We start from the raw sequence: 15,968 nt of genomic DNA on the forward strand, positions 1-15,968 counted from the left end.
CCCTCTCCAGGACACGACCCAGCAGACCAGAACCAGCACGAGCACCAGCACGAGAGAAAGAGCGGGCATTGCACGACACTCGCCCGCAGTCCTCCCTCCGGCCCGAGCACCCGGCGCCCCGAGCGCTCGCGCAGCTCGTCGCCGAGTTCTCGCTCGGGCCCGTCCGCGGGGTCGAGGGCGTCGAGGTCAGCGGGGTCACCCTCGACTCGCGCTGCGTCGAGCCGGGCGACCTCTACGTCGGCGTCGCCGGCCGGGCCGCGCACGGCGCCGCCTTCGCCGCCGGTGCCGCCGCCGCCGGTGCGGTCGCGGTGCTGACCGATCCCGAGGGCGCCGAGCTGGCCGCCGGCAGCGGCCTCCCCGTGCTGGTCACGCCCGACCCCCGCGCCGCCCTCGGCGACGTCGCGGCCTGGATCCACCGCACCCGCGAGGACGCGCCGACGCTGTTCGGCGTGACCGGGACCAACGGCAAGACGAGCGTGGTCTACCTGCTCGACGCGCTGCTGCGCCGCCTCGGCGTCGTCTCCGGTCTCAGCTCGACCGCCGAGCGCCGCATCGGCGACGTGGCGGTCGTCAGCTCGCTGACCACTCCGGAGGCGAGTGAGCTGCACGGTCTGCTCGCCCGGATGCGGGAGTCCGCGGTGCGCGCGGTCTCCATCGAGGTCTCCGCGCAGGCGCTCACCCGCCACCGGATCGACGGCCTCGTCTTCGACGTGGTCGGCTTCACCAACCTGACGCACGACCACCTCGACGACTACACCGACATGGCGCACTACTTCGAGGCGAAGGCCGACCTGTTCGGTCCGGACCGCGCGCGCCGCGGCGTGGTGACCGTCGACAGCAGCTGGGGCCGCGAGCTCGTCGAGCGCAGCCGCATCCCCGTGACGACGCTCGCCAGCTCGCCCGTCGTCGGAGTCGCTCCGAGCACGCCGGCCGACTGGTCGATGACCGTCGTCGAGAGCACCGCCGACGGCACGACCTTCCGCCTCGAGGGGCCCGAGAACCGCTCGGTCGTCGTGAGCATCCCGCTGATCGGCTGGTACATGGCGGCCAACGCGGCGCTCGCGATCGTCATGCTCGTCGAGTCGGGCTTCGACCTCGAGGCCATCGCGCACGCTCTGGGCGAGGGCGCACTCGACGTCTACATCCCCGGTCGCGCCGAGCGCGTCTCCGGGGACCGCGGTCCGCGCGTCTACGTCGACTACGGCCACACCCCGGACGCGTTCTCGAACGCACTCGAGGCGCTGCGGGCGCTGACGCCCGGCCGGCTGATCATGGTCTTCGGCGCCGACGGCGACCGGGACACCACGAAGCGGGCCGACATGGGGCGCATCGCCGCGGAGCTGTCCGACGTCGTGATCGTGACCGACTTCCATCCGCGCTGGGAGGACCCGGCGGCGATCCGCGCCGTCCTCGTCGGCGCGGCGACCGAGGCCGTGCCCGGCCGGGAGATCCACGAGATCCCCGACCCGCGGGCCGCCGTGCGGGCGGCCGTCGCCCTCGCGGACGAGGGCGATGCGATCCTCTACGCCGGACCCGGCCACGAGGACTATCAGGAGATTGCAGGAGTGCACATGCCGTATTCGGCCAGAGACGACGTCCGGCAGGCCCTGCGCGAGGCGGGCTGGCTCTAGATGATCGCCCTGACCCTCACCGAGATCGCCGCGGCCGTCTCCGGCCGGCTGCACCTCGCCGGCTCCTCCGCCAACGCGAGCACCGTCGTCGACGGCGCGACCGAGACCGATTCGCGCGAGATCGCGCCCGGCGGGATCTTCGTCGCCAAGCGCGGCGAGCACACCGACGGCCACCTCTTCGCTCCGGTCGCCGTCGAGCGCGGCGCCGCCCTGCTGATCGTCGAGCGGCCGCTCGACCTCGACGTGCCGCAGGTGCTCGTCGACGACTCCGTCGAGGCGCTCGGCGCCCTGGCGACCGAGGTCGTCCGCCGCGTGCGCGCGCTCGGGAACCTCACCGTCCTCGCGGTCACCGGCTCCAACGGAAAGACGACCACCAAGAACCTCCTCCGCACGATCCTCGAGCGCGAGGGCGAGACCGTCGCCCCGCAGGGCTCGTTCAACAACGAGGTCGGTGCGCCGATCACGATGCTGAAGGTGTCGCCCTCGACGCGCTTCCTGGTGGCCGAGATGGGCGCGAGCGCGGTCGGCGAGATCCGCCGCCTCGTCCGGATGGCGAAGCCCGACGTGGGGATCGTCCTCGCGGTGGGCCTCGCTCACGCCGGCGAGTTCGGCGGCATCGAGCGCACGCTCGAGGCGAAGACCGAGATGGTCGCCGACCTGACGGCCGACGACGTCGCGGTGCTGAACGCCGACGACGGCCGCGTCGCCTCGATGCAGGCGAGGACCGCCGCCCGGGTGCTGTGGTTCGGCCACGGCGAGCAGGCCGACGTCCGCGCCGTCGACATCGAGCCGACGGCCGAGGGCACCCGCTTCACCGTCGAGATCAGCGCCGGGGAGGGCCGCGAGGCCGCCCGCGCCGAGCTCTTCCTCCGCGTCCTCGGCGAGCACCACGTGATGAACGCGCTGGCGGCCACCGCGGCCGCGCTCTCCGTCGGCGTCCCGCTCGACGCGATCGTCGACGCGCTCGGCACCGTCACGCTCGCCGAGCGCTGGCGCATGCAGGTGCTCGGCGGCGCCGACGTCACGGTCGTCAACGACGCGTACAACGCCAGCCCCGACTCCACCGCCGCCGCCCTGCGGACCCTCGCCCAGATCGCGAAGCCGGAGGGGCGCACCGTCGCGGTCCTCGGCGAGATGAGCGAGCTGGGGGAGTGGGCCGACGAGGAGCACGACCGCGTGGGCCTGCTCGCCGTCCGGCTCAACATCGCGCAGATCGTGGTGGTCGGCGCGAAGGCGCGACGGATCCACGTCGCCGCCGAGCGCGAGGGCTCCTGGAGCGGCGAGTCCGTCTTCGTCGAGACCGCCGACGAGGCGTACGACCTGCTCGACGGCTATCTTCGGAGCGGCGACACCGTCCTGGTGAAGTCGTCCAACTCCGCCGGGCTGCGATTCCTGGGCGACCGACTGGGAGAGCGCCACCGATGAGAGCACTCCTTCTGGCCGGAGCCTTCTCCGGCGCCTTCACGCTGCTGCTGACGCCCCTGTTCATCCGGCTGTTCCACCGCCTGCAGTGGGGCCAGTTCATCCGCGAGGACGGACCGAAGTCGCACCACGTCAAGCACGGCACGGCGACGATGGGCGGCATCGTCATCATCATCGCCACCGTGGCGGGCTACTTCCTCGGCTCGCTCTTCGGCAACCGGGCGCTCGCGCCGTCGGCGCTGCTGGTGCTGTTCATGATGGTCGGGCTCGGCTTCGTCGGCTTCATCGACGACTTCCTGAAGACCCGCAACCAGCGCAGCCTCGGGCTCGGCGGCTGGGCCAAGATCGCCGGGCAGATCATCGTCGCGGCGGCCTTCGCGGTCATCGCGATCATGGTGCGCGACTCCAACGGACTGACGCCGGCCTCGACGTCGATCTCGTTCATCCGCGACCTGCCGTTCGACTTCGCCGCGCTCGGCTGGATCGGCATCGGGCTGTTCGTGCTCTGGATCTGCGTGATCGTGACCAGCACGTCCAACGGCGTCAACGTCGCGGACGGCCTCGACGGCCTCGCGACCGGCTCGTCGATCCTCGCGATCGGCTCCTACGTCATCATCGGCTTCTGGCAGTCCAACCAGTGGTGCTTCGACGCACAGCTCAACCCCGAGGTGGCCGACAAGTGCTACCAGGTGAGCGATCCGTTCGACCTCGCGATCATCGCCGCGGCGATCTCCGGCGCGCTCGTGGGCTTCCTCTGGTGGAACACCTCGCCCGCGCAGATCTTCATGGGCGACACGGGCTCGCTCGGCCTCGGTGGCGCGCTCGCGGCCCTCGCGATCCTCACCCGCACCGAGCTGCTCGTCATCCTGATCGGCGGACTGTTCGTCATCGTCACCGGCTCGGTGATCGTGCAGCGGATCTACTTCAAGCTCACCCGGGGCAAGCGCATCTTCCTGATGAGCCCGCTCCACCACCACTTCGAGCTCAAGGGCTGGGCCGAGATCACGGTGGTGGTCCGCTTCTGGATCATCGCCGGCATCTTCGTCGCGGCCGGCGTCGGGCTCTTCTACCTCGAATGGCTCTCCCTGGCATGACCGATCCCGCCTCGTCCGCCCGCCCCGAGTCGCTGACCAGCTGGCACGCCGACTGGCGCGGTCTCCGCGTCGCCGTGCTCGGCCTCGGGGTCACCGGCTTCTCCGTCGCCGACACGCTGACCGAGCTGGGCGCCGAGGTGCTCGTCCTGGCCGATCGCGCCGACGAGGAGCGCGAGCGCCTGCTCGAGGTGATCGGGGCGCGCCTGCACCGGGCCGAGCGGCTCGACCGCGTCCCGGTGGAGCTGGCGTCGTTCGACCCCGAGCTCGTCGTCGTCTCGCCCGGCTTCGCGCCGACGCATCCGCTCGTCGCGTGGGCGGGGGAGTCGGGCATCGCGCTCTGGGGCGACGTCGAGCTCGCCTGGCGCGTGCGCGACAAGGTCGTCCGTGCCGACGGCACCCCGGCCGACTGGGTGCTGGTCACCGGCACGAACGGCAAGACCACGACCGTGCAGCTCACCGCGACGATGCTCGTCGCCGGCGGGCTGCGGGCCGCCCCCTGCGGCAACATCGGCATCCCCGTGCTCGACGCGGTCCGTGACCCGCAGGGCTTCGACGTCCTGGTGGTCGAGCTCTCGAGCTACCAGCTGCACTACCTCGGCCGGATCGAGCCGCTCGCGAGCACCTGCCTGAACATCGCCGACGACCATCTCGACTGGCACGGGACCTTCGAGGCCTATCGCGCCGCGAAGGCGAAGGTCTACGCGAACACCCGGGTCGCCTGCGTCTACAACCGCGCCGACGCCGCCACCGAGCAGATGGTGGTCGACGCCGAAGTGATCGAGGGCGCGCGCGCGATCGGCTTCGGCCTGGGGGTCCCCGGGCCGAGCGACTTCGGCGTCGTCGACGGCATCCTCTGCGACCGCGCCTTCCTCGAGGACCGCGCGACGAGCGCGATCGAGATCGCGACCGTCGACGAGCTCGCCGCTCGCGGACTCGCCGCCCCGCACATCGTGCAGAACGTGCTGGCGGCCGCCGCGCTCTCGCGGGCCTGCGGCATCGAGCCCGCCGCCGTCCGCCGCGCCCTCGCGACCTTCGAGCTCGACGCGCACCGCATCCAGGTGGTCGCGGAGAGCTCCGGCGTGGTCTGGGTGAACGACTCCAAGGCCACCAATCCGCACGCCGCCGACGCCTCGCTCCGGGCCTACCCGTCCGTCGTCTGGCTCGTCGGCGGGCTGCTGAAGGGCGTCGACATCGACGCTCTCGTGGGCGCCCACGTCGGCCGGCTGCGCGGCGCCGTGGTCATCGGCGCGGACCGCGCGGAGGTCCTCGAGGCATTCCGGCGACACGCGCCCGCCCTCCCCGTGACCGAGGTGGTCCCGGATGACACTGGGGCGGTGATGCAGGCGGCCGTCGAGGCCGCCGCGGTGCTCGCCCGCACGGGTGACGTCGTCCTGCTCGCACCTGCTGCGGCGTCGATGGACCAGTTCCGCGACTACGCGGAGCGGGGCCGCTTCTTCGCGGCCGCCGTGGCGACGTATCTGGGAGGGGGAGCCGATGACCGCTCCGACGACGAACCGCAGCCCGGGCCGCTCGCGCACTGACCGCTCGCGCGCCGAGGCGTCCGAGGGCGAGCAGCACAAGGAGCGCGGCGGACTGCGCACCGCGCGGATCGTGCTCGCCCGCGTCCTCGCCTCGGGATCGCCGAACTTCTTCCTGCTCTTCGGCACGACGCTCTTCCTCGTGCTCTTCGGGCTGACGATGGTGCTCTCCTCCTCGTCGGTCACCTCCTACGTCCGGAGCGACGACTCCTTCGGCGGCTTCTTCCGCCAGGGCGGCTTCGCCCTGCTCGGCGTGCCGCTGATGCTCGTGGTGTCGCGCGTGCCGATCCGCTTCTGGAAGAAGGCGACACCCCTCCTGCTCGGGGCCGGCTGCGTCCTGCAGCTGCTCGTGCTCTTCTCGCCGCTCGGCTGGGAGGTCGGCGGCAACCGCAACTGGCTGCGGATCGGCGGCTTCACGATGCAGCCGTCCGAGATCATCAAGCTCGCGCTCGCGCTCTGGCTCGGCCTGCTGCTCGCCCGCCGCTACCGCGGCCCCAAGGACTGGAAGGACGCGCTGATGCCCGTCCTGATCGTCGCGGGCGGCTCGATCGGCCTCGTCCTCGGCGGCGGCGACCTCGGCACCGTCCTGATCCTCGCCGGCATCGTCCTGGCTGCGCTCTTCTACTCGAACGTGCAGATGAAGGTGCTGATCCCGATCGTGCTCGTCGGCGCGGTCGGCGCCGTGCTCTTCGCGGTCTCGAGCGAGAACCGGCTGACCCGGATCATGTCCTTCCTCGGTGACTGCTCGGGCTCGGAGCAGTACGAGACCTCCTGCTGGCAGCCCGTGCACGGCACCTGGGCGATGGCCTCCGGCGGCATCTTCGGCGTCGGCCTCGGCAACTCCAAGGCCAAATGGTCCTGGCTGCCCGCGGCCGACAACGACTACATCTTCGCGATCATCGGCGAGGAGCTCGGCCTGATCGGGGCGATCGTGGTCCTCGCGCTCTTCGTCGTCCTGGCGATCGCGTTCTTCCGCATCATCCACGCGTCCACCGACCCGTTCGTCCGCATCACGACCGGCGCCGTCATGGTCTGGCTGATCGGCCAGGCGTTCGTCAACATCGGGGTGGTGCTCGGGGTGCTCCCGGTGCTCGGAGTGCCGCTGCCGCTGATCTCCTCCGGAGGCACCGCCCTGCTCAGCTCGCTCCTTGCCATCGGCGTCGTGCTCTCCTTCGCACGCCACCAGACCTCGCCGAGCGACGGCGCCGCCGCGCGCGCCGCCAAGAAGGCCGCCGCCCGATGACCCGCTACCTGCTCGCCGGCGGCGGGACCGCCGGCCACGTCAATCCGCTGCTCGCCACGGCCGACGAGATCCGGGCGCGCCACCCGGACGACGAGGTCCTCGTCCTCGGCACGGCCGAGGGACTCGAGGCACGACTGGTGCCGCTGCGCGGCTACGAGCTGTCGGTGATCCCGCGCCTGCCGTTCCCGCGCCGTCCCAACGGCGCCGCCCTGCGCTTCCCCTCCGCCTTCCGCGCGACGATCGACGGCATCGTCCGCACTCTCCGCGAGCGCCGGATCGACGCGGTCGTCGGCTTCGGCGGCTACGCGGCCGCGCCCGCCTACCTCGCCGCCCGGCGCGCCGGGATCCCGTTCGTGGTGCACGAGGCCAACGCCCGGCCCGGTCTCGCCAACCGGCTCGGCGCCCGCTTCACCCCGTTCGTCGGCGTCGCCTTCGAGGGCACGCCGCTGCGCAACGCGCAGGTCGTCGGGATGCCGCTGCGCCGCGAGATCGCGCAGCTGGACCGCGCGGCCGTGCGCGACGAGGCGATGGCCGCCTTCGGTCTCGATCCCGCACGCCGCACCCTGCTCGTGACCGGCGGCTCGCTCGGTGCCCGGCGGATCAACGCGACCGTGCACGCGAGCGCCGCCGCGCTCGTGGCGACCGGCTTCCAGGTGCTGCACATCACCGGCGACCGCGCCGAGATCGCCGACCCCGGCGTCGCGGGGTACCAGCTGCTGGCCTACTGCGACCGGATGGACCTCGCTCTCGCCGCCGCGGACGTCGCGGTCTCCCGCGCCGGAGCGGCCACCGTGAGCGAGCTCAGCGCGCTCGGCCTCCCTACGGTGTACGTGCCCTACCCGGTCGGCAACGGCGAGCAGCGCTTCAACGCCCGCGGTGTCGTCGATGCGGGCGGAGCGCTCCTCGTCGAGGACTCGGCGTTCACCCCGGCCTGGGTCGCGAGCGACCTGGTGCCGCTCCTGCACGACGCTCCGCGCCTCGCCGACATGGGTCGCCGTGCCGCGTCCGTCGGCGTGCGCGACGGCTCCGGCCGGCTGGTCGACCTCATCGGCTCCGGTCTCCGTCCGCACTGATCCCTCCGCGGTTAAACTGATCCCTTCGTCCGGCCTGCGGCACCCCGCACGCCGCGCCGACCACCCGAAAGCGAGAGCCCCGTGATCAAGCCCGACCTCGGCATCACCGTCCCCGACGAGCTCGGCTCGGTCCACTTCATCGGCATCGGCGGCTCGGGGATGAGCGGGATCGCGCGGCTGTTCCACCGCGCCGGTCACCGCGTCACCGGCTCCGACGTGCGCGAGTCGCACCCGATCGAGCAGCTCCGCGAGCTCGGCATCCCGGTCGCCATCGGGCACGACGCGGCGCATCTCGGCGACGCCGAGGCCGTCGTCGTCACGTCGGCGCTCTGGCCGGACAACCCTGAGTACCTGCTGGCGAAGGAGCGCGGCCTGCCCGTCCTGCACCGCTCGCAGGCGCTCGCCTGGCTCGTCCGCGGCAAGCGCCTCGTCGCCGTCGCCGGCGCACACGGGAAGACCACCTCGACCGGCATGATCGTCACCGGTCTGCTCGGTCTCGACGCCGACCCCAGCTTCGTCAACGGCGGCATCATCGAGGGCCTCGGCACGTCCTCGGCGGCCGGCTCCGGCGAGGTCTTCGTCGTCGAGGCGGACGAGTCCGACGGCAGCTTCCTGCTCTACGACACCGCGGTCTCGCTCGTGACCAACGTCGACCCGGACCACCTCGACCACTACGGCTCGCTCGAGGCGTTCGAGGAGGCGTTCGTCACCTTCACCTCGAGCGCGCGCGAACTGGTCGTCATCTCCTCCGACGACCCCGGCGCCGTGAGCGTCACCCGCCGCATCGACGGACCGAAGGTCCTGACCTTCGGCGAGGCGGAGGGCTCGGACGCCCGCGTGGTCGATCTCGAGCTGGTCGGCCCGGTCGGCTTCACCGTCGAGTACGAGGGCCGCCGCTACACGACGCGCCTGCGCATCCCGGGCCGCCACAACGCGATCAACGCGGCGGGCGCCTTCGCCGTGCTCGTCGGCCTCGGCTTCGAACCGGCTCCGGCCCTCGCCGCGATCTCCGAGTTCGGCGGCACCGAGCGCCGCTTCGAGCTGCACGGCGCCGTGCGCGGCGTGAGCGTCTACGACGACTACGCGCACCACCCCACCGAGGTCGCCGCCGCCCTGTCGGCCGCGAGGACCGTCGTCGGCACCGGCCGGATCATCGCCGTGCACCAGCCGCACCTCTACAGCCGCACCAGGCTCTTCGCCCGCGAGTTCGCCGAGGCGCTGGAGACCTACGCCGACGAGACGATCGTGCTCGACGTCTACGGCGCGCGCGAGGACCCCGAGCCCGGCGTCACCGGCGCGCTGGTCAGCGAGAAGTTCGCCGACCCCTCGCACGTCTCGTTCCTCGCCGACTGGCAGGAGGCGTCCCGCCGCACCGCGGAGATCGCGCGCGAGGGCGACTTCGTGATCACCCTCGGCTGCGGTGACGTCTACCGGATCATCCCGCAGCTGCTCGAGTCGCTCGGCGCGAGCGAGGTCGCGCCGGTCGCGCGATGAAGCGGCCGGACGGCGTGCGGCCGCCGAGCGGAGTGCGTTCCGCGCCCGCTCGTCCGGCGAGCCCTCCGCCGGCGCAGTCGCGTCCGTCCGGCGACGACGAGCACCCCACCGAGCCGATCCGGCTGACGACGCCGGCGTCGCTGCGGCTGCCGTCCGCTCCCCGGAGTGCGGCGGGGAAGCTGCAGGCCGAGCGGATGAAGGCGGAGAAGGCGGCGGAGGCCGGGAGACCGGCGAAGGCCGCACCGGCGAAGGTCGCACCCGCGAAGCTCGCACCTGAGAAGGCGACGTCCGAGAAAGCGGTACCCGCGCGTGCCGAGCCCGCCACGGCCGAGTCGGAGAGGACGCCGCCCGGGACGGCGGCCGAGCCGCGGAGGACGCCGCTGTCCCGGCTCCGGGGTCTCCCACTGCCCGGGTCGGAGGGTCACGCGCTCGCGAAGGCGGCCCGGGAGCGCCGGCGCTTCGAGCGCGGCGAGGTCCGCCGCTTCACCAAGCGCGCACGCCGCCGCCGCACCATCGCCCTGGTCACGGCCGGCTCGCTCGTCGTCCTCGCCCTGGTCGTCGCGGTCGCGGCGTACTCGCCGCTGATGGCCGTCAAGACGATCGAGATCACCGGCACCCAGCGCGTCAGCGCCGAGGACATCCAGAACTCGCTCGCCGACCAGGTCGGGGTGCCGCTCACGCTGGTGGACCGCGCCGCCGTCGGGCGGGTGCTCGGCAGCTACCCCCTGGTGCGCAGCTACTCCGTGCAGACGCGACCGCCGAGCACGCTCATCGTCAGCGTCGTCGAGCGGACCCCGGTCGGCGTGATCGCCGACGGCGCCGAGTTCGACCTCGTCGACCCGGCGGGCGTGGTGATCGAGACGGCGCCCGCCGCGCAGGAGGGCTACCCGCTGCTCAGCACGCCGACCGGCTCCGCCTCGGGAGCGGCGTTCCGCGCGACCGCGCGCGTGCTGCTCACCCTGCCCGAGTCGCTCGAGAGCCAGGTCGCCTCGGCGGCCGCGACCACGGGGGACGACGTCTCCCTGACCCTCGCGGACGGCGCGGTCGTCTTCTGGGGCGGGTCGGACGACTCCGCGCTCAAGGCCGTCGTCCTGGAGAAGCTGATGGCGGCGACGGACCCCGCGGCGGTCGCCTCCTACGACGTCTCCTCGCCCGAGGCCGCCGTCGTCGCCCGGCGATGAGCGGCGCGCCGGACGGATCCGCGCGGCTCTTTTCCGATTGCGGGCGTGTCTGTCGCAGGGTGGCGCGCACTCCGCCTACCGTCGAGCCCACACCCCAAATGCATACTCAGCATAACTTTAAGCCTCAACTACAGGTTTAAGGTTCAGCCCGGAGGCCGGACACGTGACTTCAAACCAGAACTACCTCGCCGTGATCAAGGTCGTCGGCATCGGCGGTGGCGGCGTCAACGCCGTCAACCGCATGATCGAGCTCGGCCTCCGCGGCGTCGAGTTCATCGCGATCAACACCGACGCGCAGGCGCTGCTGCTCAGCGACGCGGACGTCAAGCTCGACGTCGGCCGCGAGCTGACCCGCGGACTCGGCGCCGGCGCCGACCCCGAGGTCGGCCGCCGCGCCGCCGAGGACCACGCGGAGGAGATCGAGGAGGTCCTCGCGGGCGCCGACATGGTCTTCGTCACCGCGGGCGAGGGCGGCGGCACCGGCACCGGCGGCGCGCCCGTCGTTGCCCGCATCGCGAAGTCGATCGGCGCGCTCACCATCGGTGTCGTCACGAAGCCCTTCGGCTTCGAGGGCCGCCGCCGCCAGACCCAGGCCGAGGCGGGTGTCGCGACCCTGAAGAACGAGGTCGACACCCTCATCGTCGTCCCGAACGACCGCCTGCTCGAGATCAGCGACCGCGGCATCTCGATGCTCGAGGCGTTCGCCACGGCCGACCAGGTGCTGCTCGCCGGTGTCCAGGGCATCACCGACCTGATCACCACCCCGGGCCTGATCAACCTCGACTTCGCCGACGTCAAGTCGGTCATGCAGGGCGCCGGCTCCGCGCTGATGGGCATCGGCTCGTCGCGCGGGGCGGACCGGGCGATCAAGGCGGCCGAGCTGGCCGTCGCGTCCCCGCTGCTCGAGGCCAGCATCGACGGCGCGCACGGCGTGCTGCTCTCCATCCAGGGCGGATCGAACCTCGGCATCTTCGAGATCAACGACGCGGCGCGCCTGGTCCAGGAGGCCGTGCACCCCGAGGCGAACATCATCTTCGGTGCCGTGATCGACGACACCCTCGGTGACGAGGTGCGCGTCACCGTGATCGCGGCGGGCTTCGACGGCGGTGAGCCCGGCGCGACCGGTCCCGCGGCCGTCGCCGCGCCGCGCCCGCAGCAGAGCCTGCCCGCGGAGGCGTCGTCCGAGCCCGCCCCGGCCCCGGTCGCCGCGCCGTCGGCCGGGTCGATCTGGTCGAGCACCCCCGTCGCCGCGCCGGCTCCCGTCGCCGACCCGTCGTTCGACGACGACGAGAGCGACCTCGACATCCCCGACTTCCTCAAGTAGTCGCCGCTGTGGTGGATCGCGAGCTGGCCGAGCGCTGGGCCTCGGTGACCGAGCAGGTCGCCGACGCCGCCCGCTCGGCCGGTCGCGACCCGTCGGAGCTGACCACGATCGTGGTCACCAAGTACCACCCCGTCTCCCTCCTGCGCGACCTCCTCGAGCTCGGCGTCGCCGACTTCGGCGAGAACCGTCACCAGGAGGCGCAGGAGAAGGCGGCCGAGCTCGCCGGCACGCCCGCGCGCTGGCACTACATCGGCCAGCTGCAGAGCAAGAAGGCGCGCCAGGTCGAGCGCTACGCGAGCTCGATCCACTCGGTCGACCGGCTCGCCCTCGTGCCGCTGCTCGACGCCGGCCCGCCGGAGCCCGGGCAGGCGCCGCTCGACGTGTTCCTGCAGGTCAATCTGACCGACGACCCCGACCGCGGGGGAGCGGCCCCCGGCGAGGTCGAGCCGCTCGCGGAGGCCCTCGCGGCCGCCCCGGGGTTGGTCCTGCGCGGCGTGATGGCCGTCGCTCCGCTCGGCGAGGAGCCCCGCCCGGCCTTCGCGCGGCTGCGCGCGATCTCGGAGCGGGTCCGCTCGATCGCCCCCGGTGCGACCGGCATCTCCGCCGGCATGTCGAACGACTTCGCCGACGCGATCGCCGAGGGTGCGACACACCTGCGAATCGGGTCGGCAATCACCGGCAATCGGCCCGCCCGCCCGTAGCCTCGTCGTGACCCAGCTGTGGGTGCGACGACAACACGGAGGACACTGATGGCCAACCCGCTGAAGAAGACGATGGTGTACCTCGGACTCGCCGACGAAGAGGTCGAGTACGAGCGTGCCGAGACCGTCGAGGCGGCCCCCGCGACAGCGCACCGCGCCCCGGTCTCCCCGGTCCAGCCGGTCCCGCCGGTCGAGCCGACCCCGCAGCAGCCCCGCGCGACGGTCACCCCGCTCCGCAAGCCCACCCCCCAGACCCCGAAGGCGACGGCACACGCTGAGATGAACGAGATCCTCACCGTCCACCCCAAGCAGTACCGCGACGCTCAGGTGATCGCGGAGAACTTCCGCGACGGCATCCCCGTCATCATCAACCTCTCGCAGATGAGCGACGCCGACGCGCGCCGCCTGATCGACTTCGCCAGCGGCCTCTCGCAGGGCCTCTACGGCCGCATCGAGCGCGTCACGAGCAAGGTGTTCCTCCTCTCCCCGTCGCACATCACGGTCGCGGGCGATTCGGCCTCCGCCGAGAGCGACGCCGACGCGTCGTTCTTCGCGAAGTCCTGATCCCGGGAGCCCTGTCGTTCGGTGAGCTCCGTCATCTCGCTCTTCGCGAGCGTCCTCTACTTCGCGCTCCTGCTGTACTTCTTCGCCATGTGGGCGCGGTTCGTCCTGGATCTCGTCCGGGTGATCCGCCGCGAATGGCGCCCTCGCGGCGTGGGACTCGTGGCGGCCGAGACCGTCTACACGGTCACGGATCCGCCGATCTCCTTCTTCCGCCGCGTGATCAAGCCGGTCTCGATCGGTCCGATCGCCCTCGACTTCGGCTGGAGCCTCACCATGCTCTGCGTCATCGTGGGCATGTACATCGCCACCTGGCTCCAGCGCGTCTGATGCCCGGCGGTGCACGGGTCGCCCGCGTCCCCTGTATCGTTGGCGTCGATCGGACGTGCTCCGCTGTGCCCGCACTGCGCCGCGCGCTCCCAGTTGCTAGCTTTAGTCGTTGCTAGCTCCAGCCGAACGTTCTTGAACGTGTACCTACTTGAAATCGAAGGTGGAAAGCCATGGCGCTCACTCCCGAAGATGTTGTCAACAAGCGGTTCCAGCCGACGAAGTTCCGCGAGGGATACGACCAGGACGAGGTCGACGACTTCCTCGACGAGGTCGTCGTGGAGCTCCGCCGCCTGAACCAGGAGAACGAGGAGCTGCGCCAGCGCCTCTCCTCCGGTGACTCGCGGCCGATGGACGCCCCCGTCGCGTCCACGCCGGCCCCCGCTCCCGTGGTCGACGAGACCCCGGCTCCCGAGCCGGAGCCCGAGCCCGAGCCGGAGCCCACCCCGGCTCCCGCCCAGGCCGCTCCCGCCGCCTCGCAGTCGGCTCCGGTCGACGAGGCCGAGAGCTCCAGCGGACTCCTGCAGCTCGCGCGCCGTCTCCACGAGGAGCACGTCCGCGAGGGCGCCGACAAGCGCGACGCTCTCGTCGCCGAGGGCCGTGCCACCGCCGCGCGCATCGTCGCCGAGGCCGAGGCCAAGCAGCGTGCCCAGGTCGCGAAGCTCGAGGAGGAGCGCGCGACGGTCGAGCACCGCATCGACGAGCTCCGCACCTTCGAGCGCGAGTACCGCCAGAAGCTGAAGAGCTACATCGAGGGCCAGCTCCGCGACCTCGACACCCAGCCGGTGTCGGCCGAGTCGTCCTCGTTCCCCGGCTTTGGGGCGTAGCACCACCGCAGCGAACGTCAGGCCGAGGGTGCTCGTCACCCTCGGCCTCGTTGCGCTCGCGGTGTTCGCGATCGACCAGACCGCGAAGCACCTCGTCAGCACCGGGCTCACGCTCGGTGAGGACGTGCACGTCCTCGGCGACGTGCTGATCCTGCACTACGTGAAGAACCCCGGAGCCGCGTTCTCGCTCGCGAGCGGCTCCACCTGGATCTTCTCGATCATCGCCGCGTGCGTGGTCGTCGCCGTGATCTGGTTCTCCCGGCGCATCCGCTCGACGGCGTGGGCGCTGTTCTTCGGGCTGCTGCTCGGCGGCACGCTCGGCAACCTGTTCGACCGGCTCTTCCGCGAGCCGTCGTTCGGTCTCGGCCACGTGGTCGACTTCCTCTACACGCCGTGGCTGCTGCCGGCGATCTACAACGTCGCCGACATCGCGATCTGCACGGCGATGGGGCTCTTCGTGATCCTCAGCCTGCGCGGCGTGAACCTCGACGGCACGCGCTCCTCGCGCAAGGCCGAGCAGGCCGCCGCGGAGGACGGTGCGGACACCGACAGCACCGCGGCGATCGACTCCGAGCCGCGCGGCGGCGCCTGATGGTGCAGTCCCGCGCGCTGCCCGTCCCCGACGGACTCGCCGGCCTCCGCGCCGACGCGGCCGTCGGCAAGCTCCTCGGCTTCTCGCGCACCTTCGCCGCCGAGGTCATCGACGCCGGCGGCGTCACCGCCGACGGCCGGGTCCTCGACAAGAGCGATCGCGTCGCCGCGGGCGCCTGGCTCAGCGTCGAGTGGAGTCCCCGCGAGGAGCCGCGCATCGTCCCGATCGCGGTCCCCGACCTGGGGATCGTCCACGACGACGACGACATCGTGGTGATCGACAAGCCCGTCGGGGTCGCGGCGCACCCGGCCGTCGGCTGGGAGGGCCCGACCGTGCTCGGCGCCCTCGCCGCGGCAGGCTTCACGATCTCGACCTCCGGCGCCGCCGAGCGGGCGGGCATCGTGCACCGGCTCGACGCCGGCACGAGCGGCCTGATGGTCGTCGCGAAGTCCGAGCGCGCGTACACCCACCTCAAGCGCGCCTTCCACGACCGGCTGGTCGAGAAGATCTACCACGCCGTCGTGCAGGGGCACCCCGATCCGCTGACCGGCACGATCGACGCGCCGCTCGGACGCCACCCCTCCTCGGACTGGAAGTTCGCGATCCGCGCCGACGGCAAGCCCTCGGTCACGCACTACGAGACGATCGAGGCGTTCCCCTTCGCCTCGCTCCTCGAGATCCGGCTCGAGACCGGCCGGACGCACCAGATCCGCGTGCACATGGCGGCCCAGCGCCACCCCTGCGTGGGCGACGCGATGTACGGAGCCGACCCCACGCTCTCCAAGCGCCTCGGCCTCACCCGGCAGTGGCTGGACGCCGTGCGGCTGGCCTTCACCCACCCGGGCACGGGGGAGTGGGTGCAGTTCGAGGCGACCTACCCGGACGACCTCGCGCACGCGCTGGACGTCCTCCGCGGGGAGTGACGCGGGTAGACTTTCGGTCTCCCTGCCCGCAGTCCGT

Annotated in this window: 15 protein-coding genes; all 15 read left to right on the forward strand. The window is 72.2% G+C overall.

What is annotated here, in order from left to right; all coding sequences use genetic code 11:
* The first annotated feature begins 68 nt into the window (after positions 1–68).
* The 15 genes from MT350_RS15140 to MT350_RS15210 all read left to right on the forward strand — a co-directional run bounded on the left by MT350_RS15140 (position 69) and on the right by MT350_RS15210 (position 15,931).
* Positions 69–1,631, forward strand: a complete 1,563-nt coding sequence (locus MT350_RS15140; protein WP_243599892.1) for a Mur ligase family protein — start codon at positions 69–71, stop codon at positions 1,629–1,631.
* Positions 1,632–3,056 carry a UDP-N-acetylmuramoyl-tripeptide--D-alanyl-D-alanine ligase gene (murF, locus tag MT350_RS15145; RefSeq protein WP_123446134.1) on the forward strand — a complete coding sequence of 475 codons (1,425 nt, stop codon included), beginning with the start codon at positions 1,632–1,634 and terminating at the stop codon, positions 3,054–3,056.
* Positions 3,053–4,147 carry a phospho-N-acetylmuramoyl-pentapeptide-transferase gene (gene mraY / locus MT350_RS15150; protein WP_123446135.1) on the forward strand — a complete coding sequence of 365 codons (1,095 nt, stop codon included), beginning with the start codon at positions 3,053–3,055 and terminating at the stop codon, positions 4,145–4,147. The genes murF and mraY overlap by 4 nt, the downstream gene beginning before the upstream one ends.
* Complete coding sequence (murD, locus tag MT350_RS15155; RefSeq protein ID WP_243599893.1) at positions 4,144–5,688, forward strand: UDP-N-acetylmuramoyl-L-alanine--D-glutamate ligase; 1,545 nt, start codon at positions 4,144–4,146, stop codon at positions 5,686–5,688. The genes mraY and murD overlap by 4 nt, the downstream gene beginning before the upstream one ends.
* Entirely contained in the window at positions 5,642–6,928 is a 1,287-nt protein-coding gene (gene ftsW, locus MT350_RS15160; protein ID WP_243599894.1) for a putative lipid II flippase FtsW, read from the forward strand. The genes murD and ftsW overlap by 47 nt, the downstream gene beginning before the upstream one ends.
* Positions 6,925–8,001 (forward strand): glycosyltransferase, encoded by a 1,077-nt coding sequence (locus MT350_RS15165; protein WP_243599895.1) that lies wholly within the window; start codon positions 6,925–6,927, stop codon positions 7,999–8,001. The genes ftsW and MT350_RS15165 overlap by 4 nt, the downstream gene beginning before the upstream one ends.
* Positions 8,002–8,082: 81 nt before the next feature.
* Positions 8,083–9,495 carry a UDP-N-acetylmuramate--L-alanine ligase gene (gene murC, locus MT350_RS15170; RefSeq protein ID WP_243599896.1) on the forward strand — a complete coding sequence of 471 codons (1,413 nt, stop codon included), beginning with the start codon at positions 8,083–8,085 and terminating at the stop codon, positions 9,493–9,495.
* Positions 9,492–10,676 (forward strand): FtsQ-type POTRA domain-containing protein, encoded by a 1,185-nt coding sequence (locus tag MT350_RS15175; protein ID WP_243599897.1) that lies wholly within the window; start codon positions 9,492–9,494, stop codon positions 10,674–10,676. The genes murC and MT350_RS15175 overlap by 4 nt, the downstream gene beginning before the upstream one ends.
* Before the next feature lie 163 nt (positions 10,677–10,839).
* Positions 10,840–12,000, forward strand: coding sequence for a cell division protein FtsZ (gene ftsZ / locus MT350_RS15180; RefSeq protein WP_123704523.1), 1,161 nt, complete (start codon positions 10,840–10,842; stop codon positions 11,998–12,000).
* A gap of 8 nt (positions 12,001–12,008) precedes the next feature.
* The gene (locus MT350_RS15185; RefSeq protein ID WP_243599898.1) at positions 12,009–12,701 is read left to right on the forward strand and encodes a YggS family pyridoxal phosphate-dependent enzyme; all 693 of its coding nucleotides are present in this window, start codon (positions 12,009–12,011) and stop codon (positions 12,699–12,701) included.
* Positions 12,702–12,749: 48 nt separating this feature from the next.
* Positions 12,750–13,265: a cell division protein SepF gene (locus MT350_RS15190; RefSeq protein ID WP_123446142.1), complete on the forward strand. Its 516-nt coding sequence runs from the start codon at positions 12,750–12,752 to the stop codon at positions 13,263–13,265.
* A 21-nt stretch (positions 13,266–13,286) separates the two neighbouring features.
* Positions 13,287–13,592 (forward strand): YggT family protein, encoded by a 306-nt coding sequence (locus MT350_RS15195; RefSeq protein ID WP_260300677.1) that lies wholly within the window; start codon positions 13,287–13,289, stop codon positions 13,590–13,592.
* Positions 13,593–13,762: 170 nt separating this feature from the next.
* On the forward strand, positions 13,763–14,416 hold the full coding sequence (locus MT350_RS15200; RefSeq protein ID WP_123446143.1) for a DivIVA domain-containing protein: 654 nt from the start codon (positions 13,763–13,765) through the stop codon (positions 14,414–14,416).
* Positions 14,417–14,444: 28 nt separating this feature from the next.
* Positions 14,445–15,008 carry a signal peptidase II gene (gene lspA / locus MT350_RS15205; RefSeq protein WP_123735886.1) on the forward strand — a complete coding sequence of 188 codons (564 nt, stop codon included), beginning with the start codon at positions 14,445–14,447 and terminating at the stop codon, positions 15,006–15,008.
* A 2-nt stretch (positions 15,009–15,010) separates the two neighbouring features.
* Positions 15,011–15,931, forward strand: coding sequence for an RluA family pseudouridine synthase (locus tag MT350_RS15210; protein WP_123733325.1), 921 nt, complete (start codon positions 15,011–15,013; stop codon positions 15,929–15,931).
* The last annotated feature ends 37 nt before the right edge of the window (positions 15,932–15,968 follow it).

It is taken from the genome of Rathayibacter sp. VKM Ac-2928, assembly GCF_022815545.1.
GTDB lineage: Bacteria > Actinomycetota > Actinomycetes > Actinomycetales > Microbacteriaceae > Rathayibacter > Rathayibacter festucae.

What these genes read in the sequence shown, in the direction of transcription:
- murF (WP_123446134.1), top strand. Translation starts at nt 1,632, where the DNA reads ATGATCGCCCTGACCCTCACCGAGATCGCCGCGGCCGTCTCCGGCCGG.
- mraY (WP_123446135.1), top strand. Translation starts at nt 3,053, where the DNA reads ATGAGAGCACTCCTTCTGGCCGGAGCCTTCTCCGGCGCCTTCACGCTG.
- murD (WP_243599893.1), top strand. Translation starts at nt 4,144, where the DNA reads ATGACCGATCCCGCCTCGTCCGCCCGCCCCGAGTCGCTGACCAGCTGG.
- ftsW (WP_243599894.1), top strand. Translation starts at nt 5,642, where the DNA reads ATGACCGCTCCGACGACGAACCGCAGCCCGGGCCGCTCGCGCACTGAC.
- MT350_RS15165 (WP_243599895.1), top strand. Translation starts at nt 6,925, where the DNA reads ATGACCCGCTACCTGCTCGCCGGCGGCGGGACCGCCGGCCACGTCAAT.
- MT350_RS15175 (WP_243599897.1), top strand. Translation starts at nt 9,492, where the DNA reads ATGAAGCGGCCGGACGGCGTGCGGCCGCCGAGCGGAGTGCGTTCCGCG.
- MT350_RS15190 (WP_123446142.1), top strand. Translation starts at nt 12,750, where the DNA reads ATGGCCAACCCGCTGAAGAAGACGATGGTGTACCTCGGACTCGCCGAC.
- MT350_RS15200 (WP_123446143.1), top strand. Translation starts at nt 13,763, where the DNA reads ATGGCGCTCACTCCCGAAGATGTTGTCAACAAGCGGTTCCAGCCGACG.